Origin of the sequence: Alkalitalea saponilacus, from assembly GCF_900168165.1 — a bacterium.
Taxonomy (GTDB): domain Bacteria; phylum Bacteroidota; class Bacteroidia; order Bacteroidales; family Marinilabiliaceae; genus Natronoflexus; species Natronoflexus saponilacus.
On record NZ_FUYV01000001.1, the window covers coordinates 103,109 to 120,834 of the forward strand.

The 17,726-nt window shown below is 40.1% G+C and carries 14 protein-coding genes; 4 read left to right on the forward strand and 10 right to left on the reverse strand.

Translation table 11 applies throughout. The annotated features are described in order from the left end of the window. Positions 1-15: 15 nt before the first annotated feature. Together uxuA and B5X70_RS00425 are read left to right on the forward strand one after the other, a co-directional pair. A complete protein-coding gene (gene uxuA, locus B5X70_RS00420; RefSeq protein WP_079555884.1) occupies positions 16-1,218 on the forward strand; it encodes a mannonate dehydratase in 1,203 nt (400 codons plus the stop codon). 124 nt (positions 1,219-1,342) lie between these two features. After that, positions 1,343-4,459, forward strand: coding sequence for an ATP-binding cassette domain-containing protein (locus B5X70_RS00425; RefSeq protein ID WP_079555885.1), 3,117 nt, complete (start codon positions 1,343-1,345; stop codon positions 4,457-4,459). A 10-nt stretch (positions 4,460-4,469) separates the two neighbouring features. On the opposite strand, the gene B5X70_RS00430 is transcribed toward B5X70_RS00425, so the two are convergent. From B5X70_RS00430 to purH, 8 genes are all read right to left on the reverse strand, one after another. Beyond that, the gene (locus B5X70_RS00430; RefSeq protein ID WP_079555886.1) at positions 4,470-5,351 is read right to left on the reverse strand and encodes a lysylphosphatidylglycerol synthase transmembrane domain-containing protein; all 882 of its coding nucleotides are present in this window, start codon (positions 5,349-5,351) and stop codon (positions 4,470-4,472) included. 125 nt (positions 5,352-5,476) lie between these two features. Beyond that, positions 5,477-6,778: a KamA family radical SAM protein gene (locus B5X70_RS00435; protein ID WP_079555887.1), complete on the reverse strand. Its 1,302-nt coding sequence runs from the start codon at positions 6,776-6,778 to the stop codon at positions 5,477-5,479. Between the two features lie 301 nt (positions 6,779-7,079). Then, a complete protein-coding gene (gene rodA, locus B5X70_RS00440) occupies positions 7,080-8,501 on the reverse strand; it encodes a rod shape-determining protein RodA (RefSeq protein WP_079555888.1) in 1,422 nt (473 codons plus the stop codon). Then, complete coding sequence (gene mrdA / locus B5X70_RS00445; RefSeq protein WP_079555889.1) at positions 8,485-10,329, reverse strand: penicillin-binding protein 2; 1,845 nt, start codon at positions 10,327-10,329, stop codon at positions 8,485-8,487. Before mrdA ends, rodA begins: the two co-directional genes overlap by 17 nt. Positions 10,330-10,340: 11 nt before the next feature. Beyond that, positions 10,341-10,859, reverse strand: a complete 519-nt coding sequence (mreD, locus tag B5X70_RS00450; RefSeq protein ID WP_079555890.1) for a rod shape-determining protein MreD — start codon at positions 10,857-10,859, stop codon at positions 10,341-10,343. Next, the gene (mreC, locus tag B5X70_RS00455; protein WP_079555891.1) at positions 10,852-11,679 is read right to left on the reverse strand and encodes a rod shape-determining protein MreC; all 828 of its coding nucleotides are present in this window, start codon (positions 11,677-11,679) and stop codon (positions 10,852-10,854) included. Before mreC ends, mreD begins: the two co-directional genes overlap by 8 nt. Before the next feature lie 122 nt (positions 11,680-11,801). Further along, on the reverse strand, positions 11,802-12,827 hold the full coding sequence (locus B5X70_RS00460) for a rod shape-determining protein (RefSeq protein ID WP_079555892.1): 1,026 nt from the start codon (positions 12,825-12,827) through the stop codon (positions 11,802-11,804). Between the two features lie 13 nt (positions 12,828-12,840). Continuing rightward, a complete protein-coding gene (purH, locus tag B5X70_RS00465; protein ID WP_079556204.1) occupies positions 12,841-14,364 on the reverse strand; it encodes a bifunctional phosphoribosylaminoimidazolecarboxamide formyltransferase/IMP cyclohydrolase in 1,524 nt (507 codons plus the stop codon). Positions 14,365-14,512: 148 nt separating this feature from the next. Between purH and B5X70_RS00470 the strand changes: the two genes are divergently transcribed. Continuing rightward, complete coding sequence (locus B5X70_RS00470) at positions 14,513-15,187, forward strand: SIR2 family NAD-dependent protein deacylase (protein ID WP_079556205.1); 675 nt, start codon at positions 14,513-14,515, stop codon at positions 15,185-15,187. Here the strand turns inward: B5X70_RS00470 and B5X70_RS00475 are convergent. Then, positions 15,184-15,897 carry a ComF family protein gene (locus tag B5X70_RS00475; RefSeq protein ID WP_079555893.1) on the reverse strand — a complete coding sequence of 238 codons (714 nt, stop codon included), beginning with the start codon at positions 15,895-15,897 and terminating at the stop codon, positions 15,184-15,186. The genes B5X70_RS00470 and B5X70_RS00475 overlap by 4 nt on opposite strands. 138 nt (positions 15,898-16,035) lie before the next feature. Here B5X70_RS00475 and B5X70_RS00480 point away from each other — a divergent pair, with 138 nt between their 5' ends. Further along, entirely contained in the window at positions 16,036-16,716 is a 681-nt protein-coding gene (locus tag B5X70_RS00480; protein ID WP_079555894.1) for a 2-C-methyl-D-erythritol 4-phosphate cytidylyltransferase, read from the forward strand. Between the two features lie 178 nt (positions 16,717-16,894). Here B5X70_RS00480 and B5X70_RS00485 read toward each other — a convergent pair whose 3' ends face one another. Then, positions 16,895-17,725: a metal ABC transporter permease gene (locus B5X70_RS00485; protein ID WP_079555895.1), complete on the reverse strand. Its 831-nt coding sequence runs from the start codon at positions 17,723-17,725 to the stop codon at positions 16,895-16,897. Position 17,726: the final 1 nt, after the last annotated feature.

The window sequence follows — 17,726 nt, forward strand, 5'->3', positions numbered from 1 at the left end:
TTAAAACAAAGAAACATGGCTTTTGAAAAGACCTGGAGGTGGTTCGGTGAGAAAGACACAGTCTCATTGGCAGAGCTAAAACAAATTGGAATTGAAGGAATAGTCACGGCACTTCATCATATTCCAAACGGCGAAGTATGGCCGGTAGAAGAAATCATGCGTGTAAAAAACATGATTGAATCATACGGCATGAAATGGAGCGTGGTTGAGAGCTTGCCTGTTTCGGAAGGAATCAAAATTAAATCAGCAGACCGTCCCAGACTTATAAAAAACTATCAGGAGTCACTCAGAAACTTAGGGAAATGTGGCATCGACACCGTTTGCTATAATTTCATGCCGGTTCTTGATTGGGTCAGAACCGATTTACATTACAAACTACCATCAGGAGGTGAAGTGATGTATTTCGATTTTCCAACCTTTGTTGCATTCGATGCCTTTATTCTGAAACGCCCCGGAGCCGAAAACGATTACCCAAAAGAGATAGTAGAAAAGGCCAGAGAAAAGTTCCGGAAATTGAGTGCCGAAGAGGCAGAAACTCTTGCTTATAATATCATTGTGGTTACCCAGGGATTTATAGATGGAGCTGTAGATGGCTCAACCCCCGACTATAAAAAAGCATTTCTGAGCTTCATTGATACATACAAAGAGATTGACCGCGATAAGCTGCGTCAGCATCTGGGGGATTTTCTGAAGGATGTTGTTCCTGTAGCGGAAGAATCCGGGGTTCGATTGGCCATACATCCGGACGACCCGCCATTTCCGGTTCTTGGCCTTCCAAGAATTGCCAGCACAAAGGAAGATTTTGAGTGGATTGTAAACCAGTATGATTCCATATCAAATGGTGTCACATTCTGTACCGGTTCCCTCTCCGTAAGAAGCAGTCACCTCCTTGTGGATATGGTGAAATCATTTGGTCATCGCATTCACTTCCTCCATCTTAGGAACAATGTTCTGTTACCCGACGGATGTTTTCATGAATATGGACATATCCACGGTTGTGTAGATATGTATGAGGTGGTTAAAGCACTTCTTGTGGAGCAAAAAAGAAGAATGAACGAAGGGAGAAACGATTTCAGAATGCCGGTTCGCCCCGATCATGGAATAAAAATGCTTGATGATTATAACCGTTCAGCTAATCCTGGTTATCCTTTGATAGGCAGAATGAAAGGGCTTGCTGAGCTAACAGGATTGGAGATGGGGATAGAACGTATGTTGTAATACTCTTGGGGGAAATTTTCGCATGGCACAGCTTTTTTTCTTATCTTCAACCTGTAAAAATTAACCTGAGATTTAACAACGGCAGAAGCTCCCCCTCTCTGCGACAAACACCACTTAATCTGCCATGAGTGAGACCCTTCTTGAAGCCCTTATGCAACTTTTTGCTTTGCTCACCGATGTTAAAAAGGAGAGCAGAACAGGGCGTGCGCACTCATTGGTCAGCGATTTTCTCTCAAAACATTTCAGCAAGGAGTATGTCGATCAATATCTGGGCCGGTTTGAAGTCTATCTTAACAGATACCACTCACAAGCAGACAGTGATGATCAGTCTTTAAAGGATAAACAATCCAGCGACAACAAATCCAGAATACTGAACATTGCTTCCAAAATCAACTCTGAACTGGAGCAGGAGCCAAAAGTATTGCTGTTTGTGCAGTTATTGGATTTTCTAAAAAAAGATGACGAGATAGGGGAAGAGGAGTTTCGTTTTGTTGACCTGTTGGCAGGGAAGTTCCGCATTGCCCAGACGGATTACAATAACATGAAACGTTTCATCATTGATAATCCATTGGATGTTCCCGATAAAAACCTTCTGTTATTAATCAGTGGCAACAATGAAAAGCCCCATCCTGATGTAAAACTTTTGTTTAACCCCAAGCAACAGGTGATCGTCTGGGTTTTGCACATCACAAGTACAAACACCTATATTTTCAGGTATGACGGAGAGCGCAACCTTTATCTAAACGGTCATAAAGTTGAGCGCAACCGCCCGTACCCGCTGGCAGTTGGTTCGGTTATAAAGACATCCCGCATGCCGCCGGTTTACTATAGTCGGGTAACAGAGCAATTCATACATCAGAAAGAAACCGGTCGAATCATTTTCCGGGCAATGGATGTAGCTTATAAATTCAGTAATAATCAAATTGGCATTCATCCATTTAGTTTTACAGGCAGATCCGGGCAACTTGTGGGTATTATGGGAGGAAGCGGAACCGGAAAATCCACACTTCTCAACGTTCTTAACGGGAATTATAAACTCAGTTCCGGTAAAATATACATCAATGGTTACGACCTGCATGCAGAAAAAGAAAATCTACAGGGAGTGATCGGATATGTTCCCCAGGACGACTTGTTAAAAGAGGAACTTACGGTATTTGAAAATCTTTGGTTCAACGCCAGACTTTGTTTTAATAACCTCAATAAAGAAGAGATTAAACAACTGGTTGAGAATGCGCTTAAGGATTTTGACCTGGTAGAAGCCCGCGACATGGTGGTGGGAACACCCCTGAATAAAATTCTCAGCGGAGGTCAACGCAAACGGCTCAATATTGCTCTTGAACTGATTAGAGAGCCGTCAATCTTATTTGTCGATGAGCCCACTTCTGGATTATCCTCGATGGATTCAGAAAAAGTCATGTTGCTTTTAAAACGTCAGGTTTTAAAAGGGAAACTTGTAATTATCAACATTCACCAGCCGTCTTCAGACCTTTATAAATTATTAGATAAACTTCTGATGATTGATAAAGGTGGCCGGATCATATTCAATGGCAATCCCATGGATGCCATTGCCTATTTTAAAAAGGAAGCCAACTACGTCAACCCCGAAGAACGGGAGTGTTATGTTTGCGGAAATGTAAAGACAGAACAACCCCTTCGTATTGTTGAAGCCCGGATTGTGAACCCATACGGAAATCTGATCCGGCAACGCAAGGTAAAACCGGAGGACTGGTATCAGCTCTATGTTGAAAACTTTGAAGAGAAGTACGAGTGGAAACACAAACGCAACATAACCCGAAAGGAACCGCTTCCCAAAAACTGGTTCAGCATTCCCGGTCGCAAAAAGCAATTTCAGATTTTCGCGTTAAGAGATGCGCTTTCCAAGCTAAAAGATAAACAATACCTCGCTATAAATATACTGGAAGCTCCTATTCTTGCCATCATTCTTGGGTTTTTTACAAAATTTCTGGTAGGGTCAGCCGATAATCCTGATCTTTACATTTTCTCTGAAAATGTAAACCTACCAGCTTACCTCTTTATGTGCGTTGTGGTTTCCATGTTTATAGGTTTAAACGTAAGCGCCGAAGAGATTATAAAGGACAGAAAACTTCTTAAGCGTGAATCGTTTCTAAACCTGAGTCGGTTCAGTTTTCTTAATAGTAAAATACTGGTTTTGTTTACCATCTCAGCCATTCAGACTTTGAGTTTTGTACTGATTGGTAATTATATTCTGGAAGTTAAGGGGCTAACAATTAGCTATTGGATTATTCTCTTTAGCACAGCATGTTTTGCAAACATGCTGGGACTTAACATCAGCAGTGGTCTAAATTCCGTTGTTGCTATTTATGTTTTAATTCCTCTCATTTTAATCCCTCATCTGTTGTTTAGTGGGGTTATTGTGAGTTACGATAAACTGCATAATTCCATCTCCTCTAAGGAATTTGTGCCAAGAATAGGGGATTTAATGGTAACGCGTTGGTCCTATGAAGCATTGGCTGTAAATCAGTTTAAAAATAACCGGTACCAGAAGAATTTTTTCTTTGAGGAGATGATCATGAGTCAGAACTCATATTATGCCAATACATTAATTCCCGAGCTAATAAAAATCAATGATGCAGCAAATTGGGCAAAGGGAAGAAATGACCTTGGCACTTTTAATAATCAGAAAAGAATTCTTCAAGCTGGGCTGATGCAACTGCAGCAAAAGTATCCCAATCTGGTAACTTTTAGTTTTGATATTCGGAACCTGCCTGAATATACAATTGATATCCACCAATCCATCAGTAGCGTTCTTGAGTTGACACGGCAAACATTCAATCGGGAATACCAGCATTTTTCTGCTTTGAAAGATCAGAGAATGCAATCTCTCATAGTAGAAAAGGGGTCGGTTGATGCTGTTGTGGAATTCAGGCAAAAATTCCATAACGAAGCATTAGCCGATTGGGTAATGGAACGCAAAGAGCCTAAACAATTTGAATTTACGGGAGAACAGTTTATACAAAAGCGTCATCCGGTTTTTAAAGAACCATCAGGCCAATGGGGGCGTGCTCACTTTTATTCTCCTGAAAAAAGGATTGGTCCTTTTTTCATTGCCACTCCATTTTTCAATACCTTCATTATCTGGATAGGAATAGTAATTCTTTATGTTACCCTCTATCTTGATATTCTACGTCGTATAATCCATTACTTCGAGACATTCAGATTAAGACAGTTGAACAAACGTCTGCAGAAGTTAGGTACCTGATAATAGTATGCTAATCAGGGCTTTCTACATCATGATTTAACATGGCTGATGGTTTAATGGTAAACATTACACCCGGTAACGCTGTGAGAGCAGATGAAGCATAGAAAAGCAGGCTAAGTGCAATAGCTGAGCTGACATCAATCCCAAGATATTGAGCCCCCCACATAAAAACAAACTCCCGGGCACCAATGCCTCCTAACGTAATGGGTAAACTACCTGCGATAGCCGAAACAAAAAAGAGGAAAAGGTAAGCTAAAACATATCCGTCGAGAGGCGCACCAATGGATAACAGAATAAAATAAGCACAAATCATTTGAAGCCCCTGAACAACAAGGGCATAGAGCAATACCGGAAAAAATGCCGGTCGCAGCGATCTGTTAAATAAGTGAAGAAACAGAAAATAAGCCATGGCTACGAAAGGGATGGCTATCCACACCCACCGTTTAAATGGCAGCGCATAATCAAGAAATGGGACTATTAAAAAGAGCATAACCACGATTACGGTTAAGCCGCTTATGCGATCGGAAATAATGGCTCCAAAAACTCTTTTGATCTCGGTTTTATACCATTTTCTTATGAACCATATTTTATATCCATCACCCCCAACTCCTCCGGGTAGAAATAGGTTATAGAACAACCCAAGCCAATATAGTTTGATGTTAACAAATGTGGAAACAGGAATGGGTACAAACTCAAATAATTTTTTAAGTCGAAATGAAGCTGCAACCTGAGAGGCTGTATAAAATAAAAGACCGACAATAAGAAAAATGGGGTTTGCAGAAATAATCATTCCCCAGATCTCAATTAAATCGATGCTGGTGATAACATAGTACAATGCAGCTGCACTAATAACAATTTTTAATACTAGTTTTAGTGATTTAGAAGGCTTCATTTTTTTAGATTGAAAAACAAAAATAGTCAATTCAAATTATTTAGAAAGCCCATAATTGTGGAAAAGAACAAAGCACAACTCCTTAATAGGTGTTGTGCTTTGTTCTTTATGCTCAGGAGTCACTATTAATCGAGTAACATAGCAGCCAATTCCTCTTCAAAAAAGAACTCCTTTTTACCAAATGCAGGCTCCAGATCATCTATCCAAAGCGCCTTTGGATTATATTTTGCAAAAAACGGCCTGTTAACCCATTCCCTGTTTCTTCCTTGAATGAATTCCAGAACAAAAACCTTCTCACCCTGGATCTCAGTAACCCCGGTAATTTTAACTTTCCCCGGTGTGCATGACATACTAGGCCCTCTAACAGTTCGGGCAATACCACTAATCTTGTTATAGGCATTTCTGAATATTTCCCAGGCACGTGTCAGGGAAACACCAAAATATTCCTGTGCTCCAGTGTCACGAGCTACAAACATATAGTAAGGAATCATTCCAAGCTTCACCTGTTTTGTCCACATGTCCGACCATGCCTTAGAGCTGGCATTGATGTGATTCAACAATGGAGACTGGGTTCTTATTTGTGCACCGGTGGCTCTAATTCTCCGCACTGCTTCCTGAACCGCATCCGTTTCAAGCTCCCGAACATGATTAAAGTGTGCCATAAATGCCAACGTTATCCCAGCATTTGTTATTTTTTCAAATATTTTGAGTACATCTTCAGCATCAGGATCAGAAATATATCTGTATGGCCAAAATGCCAAAGACTTGGTTCCAATCCGTATGGTTTGCAAATGAGGAATTTTCGCTTCAAGAACTCTTGAAATGTATGTGTCGAGGATATTGGCATTCATAACCATCGGGTCGCCTCCGGTTATAAGAAGATCAGTTATTTCAGGATGGACTTTAATATAATCTATCACATCGTCAACCTCTTTCATTGCAAACTTAAGGTTGTCCATTCCGGTAAACTGGGGCCAACGAAAGCAGAATGTACAGTATGCATGGCATGTTTGTCCCTGAGTTGGGAAAAACAACATGGTTTCGTCATATTTATGCTGGGCACCAGTAAGTTTTTGTCCATTAATTTCAGGAACATTGTGCGATTGTCCGGCCGGGTGGGGGTTTAATTGGTGTCGAATTATATTGGCCGCTTCTTTAATGGTTGACGCATCGGCATTTGTATCAATAAGCCGAGCCATGGTTTCAAAGTGATTGGGGTGAAGCATTCCTCTTTGAGGAAAGTTTAGAATAAAGATGGGATCATTCTGGTAATTATCCCAATCAATTAATTCCTCAACAACATAATTATTGGTTTTAAAAGGTAATACACTTGCCACCACATCTATATCCCGCAGATGCTCCTTCCTTACATTCTCGAATTGCGCAATTTGCCTGTAATTACGCGATGTATAAATTTGATACTTCATAGGCATTAATATTTTTTATATATATAAATACTTGCATGTAATTAAAATCAACTATTCTGTGGATGATACTATCAGATCGAAAGACTGAGAAACCCGGGATACGAAGGCGTTCCGGTCTAGAAAGAAGCAAAATTTTGAACGCAAAATCCCAACATCCTTTCAAATATAAGCAAAAAAAAGAGATCTGACAAGAACCTGAATCATGAAGCCATGATCTATTTGGCTCCAACCTTCATGATGATTTGTAAACAAAGAGGGTTTCGGAGAATCTGAAAAGAACTTAAAAACACTAAATAACTATCTATCGAAGTAATTGTGTTCTATTGGTATCCAATTTAAGGAATATGAAAAGCAAAATAGTAAAACCCCATAAAGAGGAGCCTCCGTATGAGAAAAAGGGTAACGGAATTCCAATTACCGGCGCTAAACCGATTGTCATTCCAATATTAACTGCAACATGAAAAAAGAAAATGGATGCTACCCCATATCCATAAATCCGACTAAAATCAGAATGCTGTCTCTCCGCAAGAAAAATCAATCTTAACAATAATATAACAAAAAGAAGCACCACGATAGAGGTTCCTAAGAAACCCCACTCCTCTCCAACTGTACAGAAAATAAAGTCGGTACTCTGTTCAGGAACAAAATTAAACTTGGTTTGGGTACCCTGCAGAAAACCTTTTCCCAGTAGACCGCCAGATCCAATTGCTATTTTAGATTGGTTAACGTTATACCCAACACCTAATGGATCATCCTTGAGGCCAAGCATAACCAGAATTCGGTTTCTCTGATACTCACCCAGCATCTCTTCAAAAACATAGTCCGTTGAATAGGTAAAAGCCACAGTTCCCCAGAAAAAAATCAACAGAACCCCCAACTTTGGCAATCGGCGAAGTAAGGCTTTTATAGCCAAAAAAATCGATGATGCGGCCATGGCAATGAGCAAAGCAACATCGTAATTTACGCCTCCCCCGGCAGTTTTGAAAATGGCAGCACCAACCCCAAAAAACACCACGGATATGGCTGTCATTATCAGAGCCTCTTTTCTAAACCGGTTGAAAAGAACCATCAAAATAAACGCGACAGACAATATAAGGATGATGGAATGATTCGGAATAATCATGGTAAGTATGAAAACGGCAATGGCCACAAATCCAAAAACAAACACATATGGAGACAGTCCTTCTCTAAAAAATGCGATAAATAAAGCTAATAGAACAATACCAGAACCGGTGTCATTTTGTATGATGATGATGAGAATTGGAAGGAATATCAGAGTTCCCAATCTCAGTATATCCGAAATATTGTAAAATGAAAATTGAAACCGACACATAACCCTGGCAACGGCCAAAGCCGTTGCAACTTTAGCAAGTTCAACAGGTTGAAAGCGCATTCCACCTATTTGAAACCATGCTTTAGCAGCATTTATTTCAACTCCTATAAATATTACCAGAATCAATAAAAACGTGGTAATAGCATAAAAAACATATGAAAACTCCACGAAGAATTTACTGTCGGTGAGCATAATGACGCCAATGGTGACAAATGACACTCCAATCCAGACAATCTGTTTGGTGTACTCCTTTGAATAATCAAAAAACACGAGAGTGTCAGGATCGGTATTCACGGCATAAATATTCACCCATCCAAACCCCACCATAAATAGATAGAGTAAAACTGTAAACCAGTCTACACCTTTGATTGTTCTATTCTGTGCTCTCATTTATAAAATTAGCGTTCATCATTCGTGTTTCAATCCATCCCCGTGAAGAGTGGATTGCTCTGTTTAAATATTTTTCCACCATCAAACTGGCAATAGGTGCAGCGTAAGTCGATCCGTATCCTGCATTTTCAACATAAACTGCAATGGCTATTTTGGGATCGTCTTTAGGAGCGAACGCCACAAAAATACTGTGATTCTCTCCATGCGGATTTTGCGCTGTTCCTGTTTTTCCGGAAATCGAAATCCCAGGAATTCTTGCGATGCGTGCGGTAGCACCTACATCGCTCCAAACGGATTCTTCCATTCCATCAATCACAGGTCCAAAATGTACTGAGTCAATTCCTGTGTGGTGCGGAACCTTGAAGCGGGAAGGAATGGTATCATTTTCAATTTCCTTGATAACATGAGGCGTGAAATAATGTCCTCTGTTAGCGATGGCGGCTGTCATATTTGCCATCTGGATAGGTGTGGTCAGGATTTCTCCCTGTCCTATACCCAACGACAAGACCGTGAGCGAACCCCAACGACCGTTATAAATTCTATCATAATAACCGCGCGTGGGAACGAACCCTCTATTCTCATTGAAGAAATCGCTCCCCAGCCTGGTTCCTAAGCCAAAGTTCAGAAGGTAATTGCGAAACTGCTCCAGCCCTTCTTGTGGTGAACCATGAATCGGATTATCAAGCACGTTTCGAAAAACATGACAATAAAAAGTATTACACGAAACGGCTATGGATGGTACCAAACTAATGGGTGAAGCATGCGGACGGCAACGCACATGAATTCCCCTGGCTGTATATCCCTGATGACAGGGATAGCGGGTTGTAGGGCTTAAAACATTCTCCTGCAATCCCACAAGTGCCATTAAAACTTTAAAGGTAGATCCCGGAGGATATCCGGACATAATAGCGCGGTTTAGCAGCGGCGACAAAGTGTCTGATGATAATATGGGGAAATTTCTGGAGCGTTGACGACCAACAAGAAGTGAGGGATCGTAGGAAGGACTGGAAACCAGAGCCAGAATTTCTCCTGTTGATGGCTCAATGGCAACAATGCTTCCGATTTTGTTTTGCATAATTTTTTCGCCATAGGCCTGCAATTCAATATCCAGGGTTAAGGCAACATCGCTTCCTGCAACGGCGGAAGTATCCATTCTTCCTCCTCGTAAGGATCCCATTTCCCTTCCATGTACATCAACCATGACATATCTTGCTCCTTTTTGCCCTCTCAAAAATGTTTCATACGTACGCTCAATCCCACTAATTCCAGTATAATCACCTAATGAGTAATAAGGATCGCTTTGCAAAAGCGTTTCGCCAACTTCTGCAACATACCCCAGAACATGAGCAGCATTGGGATATTCATATTTACGTACCGTACGTCGCTGAACAAAGAAACCTTTAAACTTATAAAGCTTTTCCTGTAATATGGCGTATTGTTCAGCAGGCAGCTGCTTATAAAACACAGATGGTCGAAAACTTGAAATGCGTCTCCTTTGAAGATTGAAACGAACTTCCTCAAACAAACGATCAAGTTCTGAGCGCGTGATGTTAAGAGCATTGCAAAAGTCTACTGTATCAAAAGGGACAACCTCTCTTGGAACGATCATCAGATCATAAACAGGCTGATTGGAAACCAACAGCTTCCCATTCCTGTCATAAATAAGTCCCCGGGTGGGGAATTCTGTGATTTTTCTCTGGGTGTTGCTTTCTGCTGAAAATTTATAGGATGGATCAACTATTTGTAGCACAAACAATCGGATGATAAAAATCAATCCGATCATTCCAAAGAATAGACCAATTATTATGGCTCTGTTGCTGTTTCCCACCCAAGTATTTTTTACGATCTGCTACTCTTCATTGCTCCAAACATCTGCGCAACCATGATAAAAGCAATTGTAAACACAGAGCTCACAATAGCTTTCCATAACGTAAGGAGCGGTGTATCAAAGTTAAAAACTTCTACGTAAAAAAGAAAAATATGGTGGGCAACTACCGTAAGAGATACATATTTTAAAAACCATCCTACTCCAAAATGAGAGGGTATAGGTAAACTGCCAGGCTCATAGCCATCTCTTGGCGCAAAAAAACGCAAAAGAAAAGGTCGAATAAATGCCAGGAATACCGTTGCTGAGGCATGCATCCCTATGGTATTTAAGAACATATCCATTAATAAGCCTGTTAAAAACCCTATTAGCAAAAGCATCCAATCCGGAATTTCAACAGGTAAAATGAGGATAAACAAAAGGTACAGCCAGGGATTAATATATCCTCCCAGATTGAGATTATTCAGAATTAAAACCTGAATAAAGACAATCACCAGAAAATTGATCAGATATTTCCCTAAATTATTAATCATCCTGAGTTAATTTTTCCAGTTCCAATCTTTCTTCAGAAGTGATTTTTTCAATCACTTCAACATGTGTTAATCGTCTGAAATCAACAGACAGCTTTACGCGTATCCTATAAAACCCTTCGCCGGGCAGCAATTCAAAATCTTCAATTGTTCCTAACAATACACCTTCAGGAAATATGGCTGAATATCCGCTTGTAACAACTGCTTCGCCAATGCTGATGGAGGCATGGGCAGGAATATCACTCAATATTGCATGAGCAACAGAGTTTCCATCCCAGGCAATTGATCCAAAGAAATCAGAATCCCGGAGTTTTGCCGATACTCTGACCTGTGTGTTTAAAAGGGACAATACGGTAGAATAATTTTTTGAAACATGCCTGACAACACCCACTACTCCCCGAGCTGAAATAACGCCCATTTCGGGCTCTATACCATCTCTAGCTCCTCTATTAATGGTTATAAAATTCTGTAGCTTGTTAACCGAATTATGAACCACACCAGCTGGATAATAGATATAATTTACACTATCCCGTTCATTCTCATTTAATGGTTTTGCAGCAGTATCTCTTAAATTTTCGGGCAGCATTGCCCGAAGATAAGCGTTCTCACGTGCAAGTTCCTCATTTGAGCGTTTAAGCGAAAAATACTCAGTAAAAGATCCTGATACGGTTAAAATTGAGGCAGCAACTTTATTTGACGAATTCAGGAATGTTTCTCTGTGATAATGGTTGTAGGATACCAGCAAATAAAAACAGATAACTTCAAACAGTAAAAAAAGAAAGAAGAAATAATACCGAATTATGAACCGTATAAAATTTCTCATAATAAGGGAATTGTTTTACTTGTATTGAAGTGATGAACATCTCTAATCAAAAATCACAACATGCTGCTTTTAAGCAGATGATTCTGATTAAAAATCAGAATCATTCAAAAGAATTCCTTTTGCTATCGCAAAAGGAATTGGAATTTATTTCGGTTCTTAAGAGCAATACCAGTTCCTCTGGCAACTGCATGTAAGGGATTCTCTGCAATATGGAAAGGTATATTAAGCTTGTTGGTAAGTCTTTTATCTAATCCTCTTAACAATGCGCCTCCCCCTGCAAGATATATCCCCTTATTTACAATGTCCGAATATAATTCTGGAGGGGTTTGCTCCAAAGCATTCAAAATGGCTGTTTCCATTTTTGAGATGGATTTTTCCAGACAGTGGGAAATTTCCTGATAAGATACAGGCACCTCAATCGGTAAAGCCGTCATCTGGTTTGGCCCATTTACAATATAATCCACCGGAGGCTCATCCAATTCAGGCAACGCCGAACCAACACGGATTTTAATCTCTTCGGCAGTTCTTTCTCCAATTTTGATGTTGTGTTGGCGACGCATGTATTCCATGATGTCTGCGGTTAAATCGTCACCTGCAATCCGAATAGACCGATTGGTAACAATCCCTCCTAAGGAGATTACCGCAATCTCAGTTGATCCTCCACCAATGTCCACCACCATGTGACCTTCAGGCGCTTCAACATCTAACCCAATACCAAGCGCCGCTGCCATTGGCTCATAAATCATGTAAACTTCACGACCGCCTGCATGTTCAGCAGAATCTCGAACTGCTCTTATCTCAACTTCAGTACTACCTGAGGGAATACATACTACGATGGTTAAAGATGGGGTAAACAACCGTTTTTTGTTATTATCAATCATCTTTATCATGCCGCGAATCATCTGCTCTGCAGCGTTAAAATCTGCGATTACCCCGTCACGTAATGGGCGTATGGTGTAAATATTATCATGCGTTTTACCATGCATTTGGCGAGCTTTTTCACCGATGGCAACCAACTTGTCGGTTCGTCTGTCCAAAGCTACAATACTGGGCTCGTCCACAACGATTTTATCGTTGTGGATTATAATTGTATTGGCAGTACCTAAATCCATTGCCAATTCCTGAGATAAAAATGAAAACAATCCCATTTAAAGGTCTTTTTTAATGTTTAAAATGGCGAATCCCGGTAAAAACCATGGAAACCTTATTGTTGTTGCAAAAATCAATGGTCTCATTGTCTCGAATTGAGCCACCCGGTTGAATAACCGATTTTATCCCTGCCTCATGAGCAATCTCAATTGAGTCAGCAAAAGGGAAAAACGCATCAGAAGCCATAACGGCGCCATTCAAATCAAACTTAAATGACTGAGCTTTATTAATGGCATGTTTCAGTGCATCGACTCTGGATGTTTGACCAACACCGCTGGCTAGTAACTGTCCGTTTTTGGCTAAAACAATGGCATTCGATTTTGAGTGTTTTACTATTTTATTAGCAAAAAGCAAATCATCCACTTCCTGCTGATTTGGAGCCACATTGGTTACAGTTTTCAAATCGCCGGGGGTTTCAGTTTTAGCATCTCTCTCTTGCACCAACACCCCATTAAGCAGAGTTCTTGAGTTTTTCGGAGGAAGAAACTCTTTCTTTTGAATCAGTATAATTCTGTTCTTTTTCTGTTTAAGAATATCCAGGGCAGCTGCATCATAAGACGGAGCAATAACCACCTCAAGAAATATCTTATCCATTTCAAGAGCTGCATCCGCATCTACGTTCTTATTGGTAACAACAATGCCTCCAAAAGCTGAAACAGGATCGCCGGCCAATGCGTCAAGCCATGCTTGTGTCAATGATTCTCGCGAGGCCAAACCACAAGCGTTGTTATGTTTCAAAATTGCAACAGTGGTATTTTCGAATTCTGCAATTAGCGAAACAGCTGCATCTATGTCCAACAAGTTGTTGTATGAAATCTCCTTCCCATGAAGTTGCTCAAACATTTCACTGAAGTCACCATAGAACACCCCTTTTTGATGGGGGTTTTCACCATAACGTAAAGGCATACTTTCATCAACACTTTCGCGGTAAGCCGGGAAATCTTTTCCTCCAAAATAGTTATAGATGGCAGAATCATACCCTGAAGATACCGCAAAAGCCGAAGCTGCAAAATATTTTCTGTCGTCCAGTGAAGTTTCCCCTTTCTTTTCCTTTAATAATTCCAATAACTTTGGATATTGATTTACCGAGGGAACAATTACAACATCTTTATAATTTTTTGCTGCTGCTCTAATCAAAGAGATACCACCAATGTCAATTTTCTCAATGATGCTTGCATGGTCTGCACCTGAAGCCACTGTTTCTTCAAAAGGATAGAGATCAACAATAACAAGATCCAAATCAGGAATTTCAAACTCCTTCATTTGGGATTGATGCTCTGCATCATCTCTTTTGGCAAGAATCCCTCCAAACACTTTAGGATGAAGTGTTTTAACTCTTCCACCCAAAATGGAAGGATAGCCTGTAAGAGACTCAACACTGTTCACTTTTATTCCCAAATGCTCAATGAATGACTGGGTTCCACCAGTTGAGTATATTTTTACGCCTTGTTTGTCAAGTGTTTTAACAATTTCATCAAGGCCATCTTTGTAGAAAACCGAAATCAGGGCGGTTTTTATCTTTTTTGTTGCGCTCATTTTTTTAAATTCTTTGGACATTCGCAAAAATAAGAAAATAAGCACATTTAGCAACGGTATTTGGTGTTTTTGTTTTACTTTTAAATGTTTACTTTTGAAAATAACATGCTATTGTTGTTGACTAATGCATGTTTTGATAATTCGAATAATGAAAAAACTAGTAATACTATCAGGTGCGGGGATGAGTGCAGAAAGTGGTCTCCCAACATTCAGAGACATGGGCGGAATATGGGAAAAATATGATGTAACCCAGGTAGCATCACCAGAAGCATGGCAATCTAATCCGGAACTGGTTCTCCGTTTCTATAATGAAAGACGAAAAAAACTGTTTGAATCAAAACCAAACATCGGACATGAAATCATTGCTGGTTTGGAGGACTCATTTGATGTACATATTGTTACCCAAAATGTTGACGATCTTCACGAGCAAGCAGGTAGTAAAAAAGTGTTGCATTTGCACGGTGAACTTAAAAAAGTCCGAAGTACATCAAACCCTGAACTTGTTTATGAATTAGATCATTGGGAGTTAAAAATGGGTGATTTATGTGATGAAGGCTCACAACTCAGGCCACATATTGTATGGTTTGGTGAGTCAGTAGATGCCATTTACAATGCTATGAAAATTGTTGAATCTGCCGAAATATTTGTTGTTGTAGGGACTTCTTTGAATGTTTATCCGGCGGCCGGACTTCTTTCTTATGTCCCAAGTGGTGTTCCAATATTTGTAATTGATCCGGGTCAGCCAAATATCAATTCCCCAAATGTAACCGTCATTAAGGAAAAGGCTTCTGTAGGACTTAAAAAGTTAAAGGATATTCTTTAACGAGCTGCATAACCAATAGTCACCACGCTAATTTTTGCATCGGAAGCCTTCTGCAAAGCCGATGCACATGCCTCAATGGTCGCACCTGTGGTAACAACATCATCAACAAGCAAAATATTTCTGATATCAGTTGAAATTTCTCCACAAATAAAAGCCTCATCAACATTTTCCCACCTTTCGTATCGTGATTTTTGAGTCTGAGATTCTCCATAAACCTGCCGGAGTGCGACCTCTGCATCATAAGGAGCACCCAAAACTTCTGACATACCGCGAGCCAGGAGTTCGCTTTGATTATACCCGCGCATTCTCATTTTTCTCTTATGCAAAGGAACTGGAACTATTAAATCCGGAAATGGAAACAGATTGCTTTCTTTTACCATACGTGCAGCCAATCGACCTAAAAAGAGACCTGCATGCAGATTTCTTCTGTATTTTAGTCTGTGAATAATTTCCTGAATTACTTCGCCCTTTCGATAATAGAAAAGGGAAGAAGCAAAAGCAATAGAGACTCTCCCCCAAAACATTTGTGCCACCGGATTGTCAATTTGGTTTTCGAATTGGGTACGCGGGAGATGTACAATACATTTTTTACAAAGGAACTCTTCGGCATGGTTTAAATTTCTATTACAGGCAAAACATAGCTGGGGATAAAAAATAGAAAGAACACCCTCATACCAGGGTTTTATTTTATTCAGGCTAATTGGGGTCATAGGTTTTTTTCTCAAATTTAAACAATAAATTGATTTATTCCTTTTTAATGATTTCTTAAAATTGAGAGAATACAAATAATTATTTGTCTCTTTGTTTTCTGCTGTTTAGTTTTATATTTTCATAGTAATTGTACATTTATGCATCAAAACATCATCATTGTTGCCGGTGGCAAAGGTCTTCGAATGGGAGCCGAACTTCCAAAACAGTTTTTGCCCATTGGGCAAAAACCAGTCCTGATGCACACCATTGAGGCTTTTCATCATTTTGATCCGAAAATTAGCATCATCCTTGTTTTACCTCTTTCTCACCAAAAATATTGGGAGGAATTATGCGAGAAGCATCAATTTTTAATTAATCATCGGTTGGCAAATGGAGGTGTTACACGTTTTGAGAGTGTAAAAAATGGTTTGGAGTTGGTTGATGATGCTGGAATGACAGGTGTACACGATGGCGTTCGTCCTTTTGTTAGCAGGGAGACCATTTCACGTTGTTTTAAAAATGCTGAAATAAAGGGAGCTGTTATTCCGGTCCTTCCGCCTGTAGAGTCTTTGCGGGAAGTTAGCGGGGATAGTAGTTTTGCGCGTGAGCGGCAAAACTATCGGATGGTTCAAACGCCGCAGGTTTTTCAAACCGCTCTGCTAAAAAAGGCATACAGTCAAAGTTATGAAGAACGATTTACCGATGATGCCTCCGTAGTGGAAGCTTTGGGATGCCAGATTCATCATGTGGAAGGGAATGTGGAGAACATTAAAATTACTTCACCCTTTGATATGATTATTGCAGAGGCTTTATGGAATGAAAATAGAAAGATGAACTGATTGTTTTTTCTAACCAGCTATCTCTATTTTGAACTATTATGTGATATTCATTTGGTTTCCAAAAAGCCATTTTAGTCCGGAGCAACAGTAATCACAGACCAAAAACACCATTCAATATCTTCACAGCACCATGGAGAAATTTAGATGTCAGGGCTACGCCCCTAAAGACAAAAAGACATCACTGTCTTTTCATCCTTGTCTCCAATAAAACCGCCACGCCTTTTATTACCAGAAATTGTATGGTGAGCATAAAAATGATGGCTGCTCCCGATGGAATGTTAAAATGATTGGCCATAAACAGACCCATAAATGAACCCAGCCATCCAAAAAGGATTGATAACGGAATGATCCGTTTAAAACTGTTGGTGAATAACATGGCGGTGGATTGCGGAATGGTAAACAAGCTAAGCACCAGAATGATTCCCATTGCACGGATACTCACCACAATGGCAAGTGCCACAAGCACTGCCATGGCATACCTGAAAAAAGCGACGGGAACGCCGTTTATTTTCGAGAATTCAGGGTCGAAAGCAGAGTATATAATTGGCCGGTACCAAACCAGAAAGAACAGGGCAGTAAAAAATGTAATTATCAGCATGATGGCGATGTCGGATTTTCCCACAGATAAGATGCTTCCAAACAGGAAACTCATAAGATTCGGTGTGTAACCGGGAGTCATAAACACAAATATGATTCCTAAAGCCATACCCAACGACCAGAGAATGGCAATGGCACTGTCTTCCCGAACTTTCCCTTTGCTTGAAATCCACTCAATACTTGTTCCGGTAAGGATGGCAAAAATAGCCGCTCCAAGAAAAGGGTTTAATCCAAGAAAATAGGCGATACCAATACCTCCAAATGAAGCATGGGTGATACCCCCACTTATAAAGACAATCTTTCGGGAGACGATATATGTACCGATCATAGCTGCCAAAATGCTGATCAGCACCGAGGCAATCAGTGCATTTTGAAAAAATGTATATTGAAATAGTGAAATAAAATCAGTCATT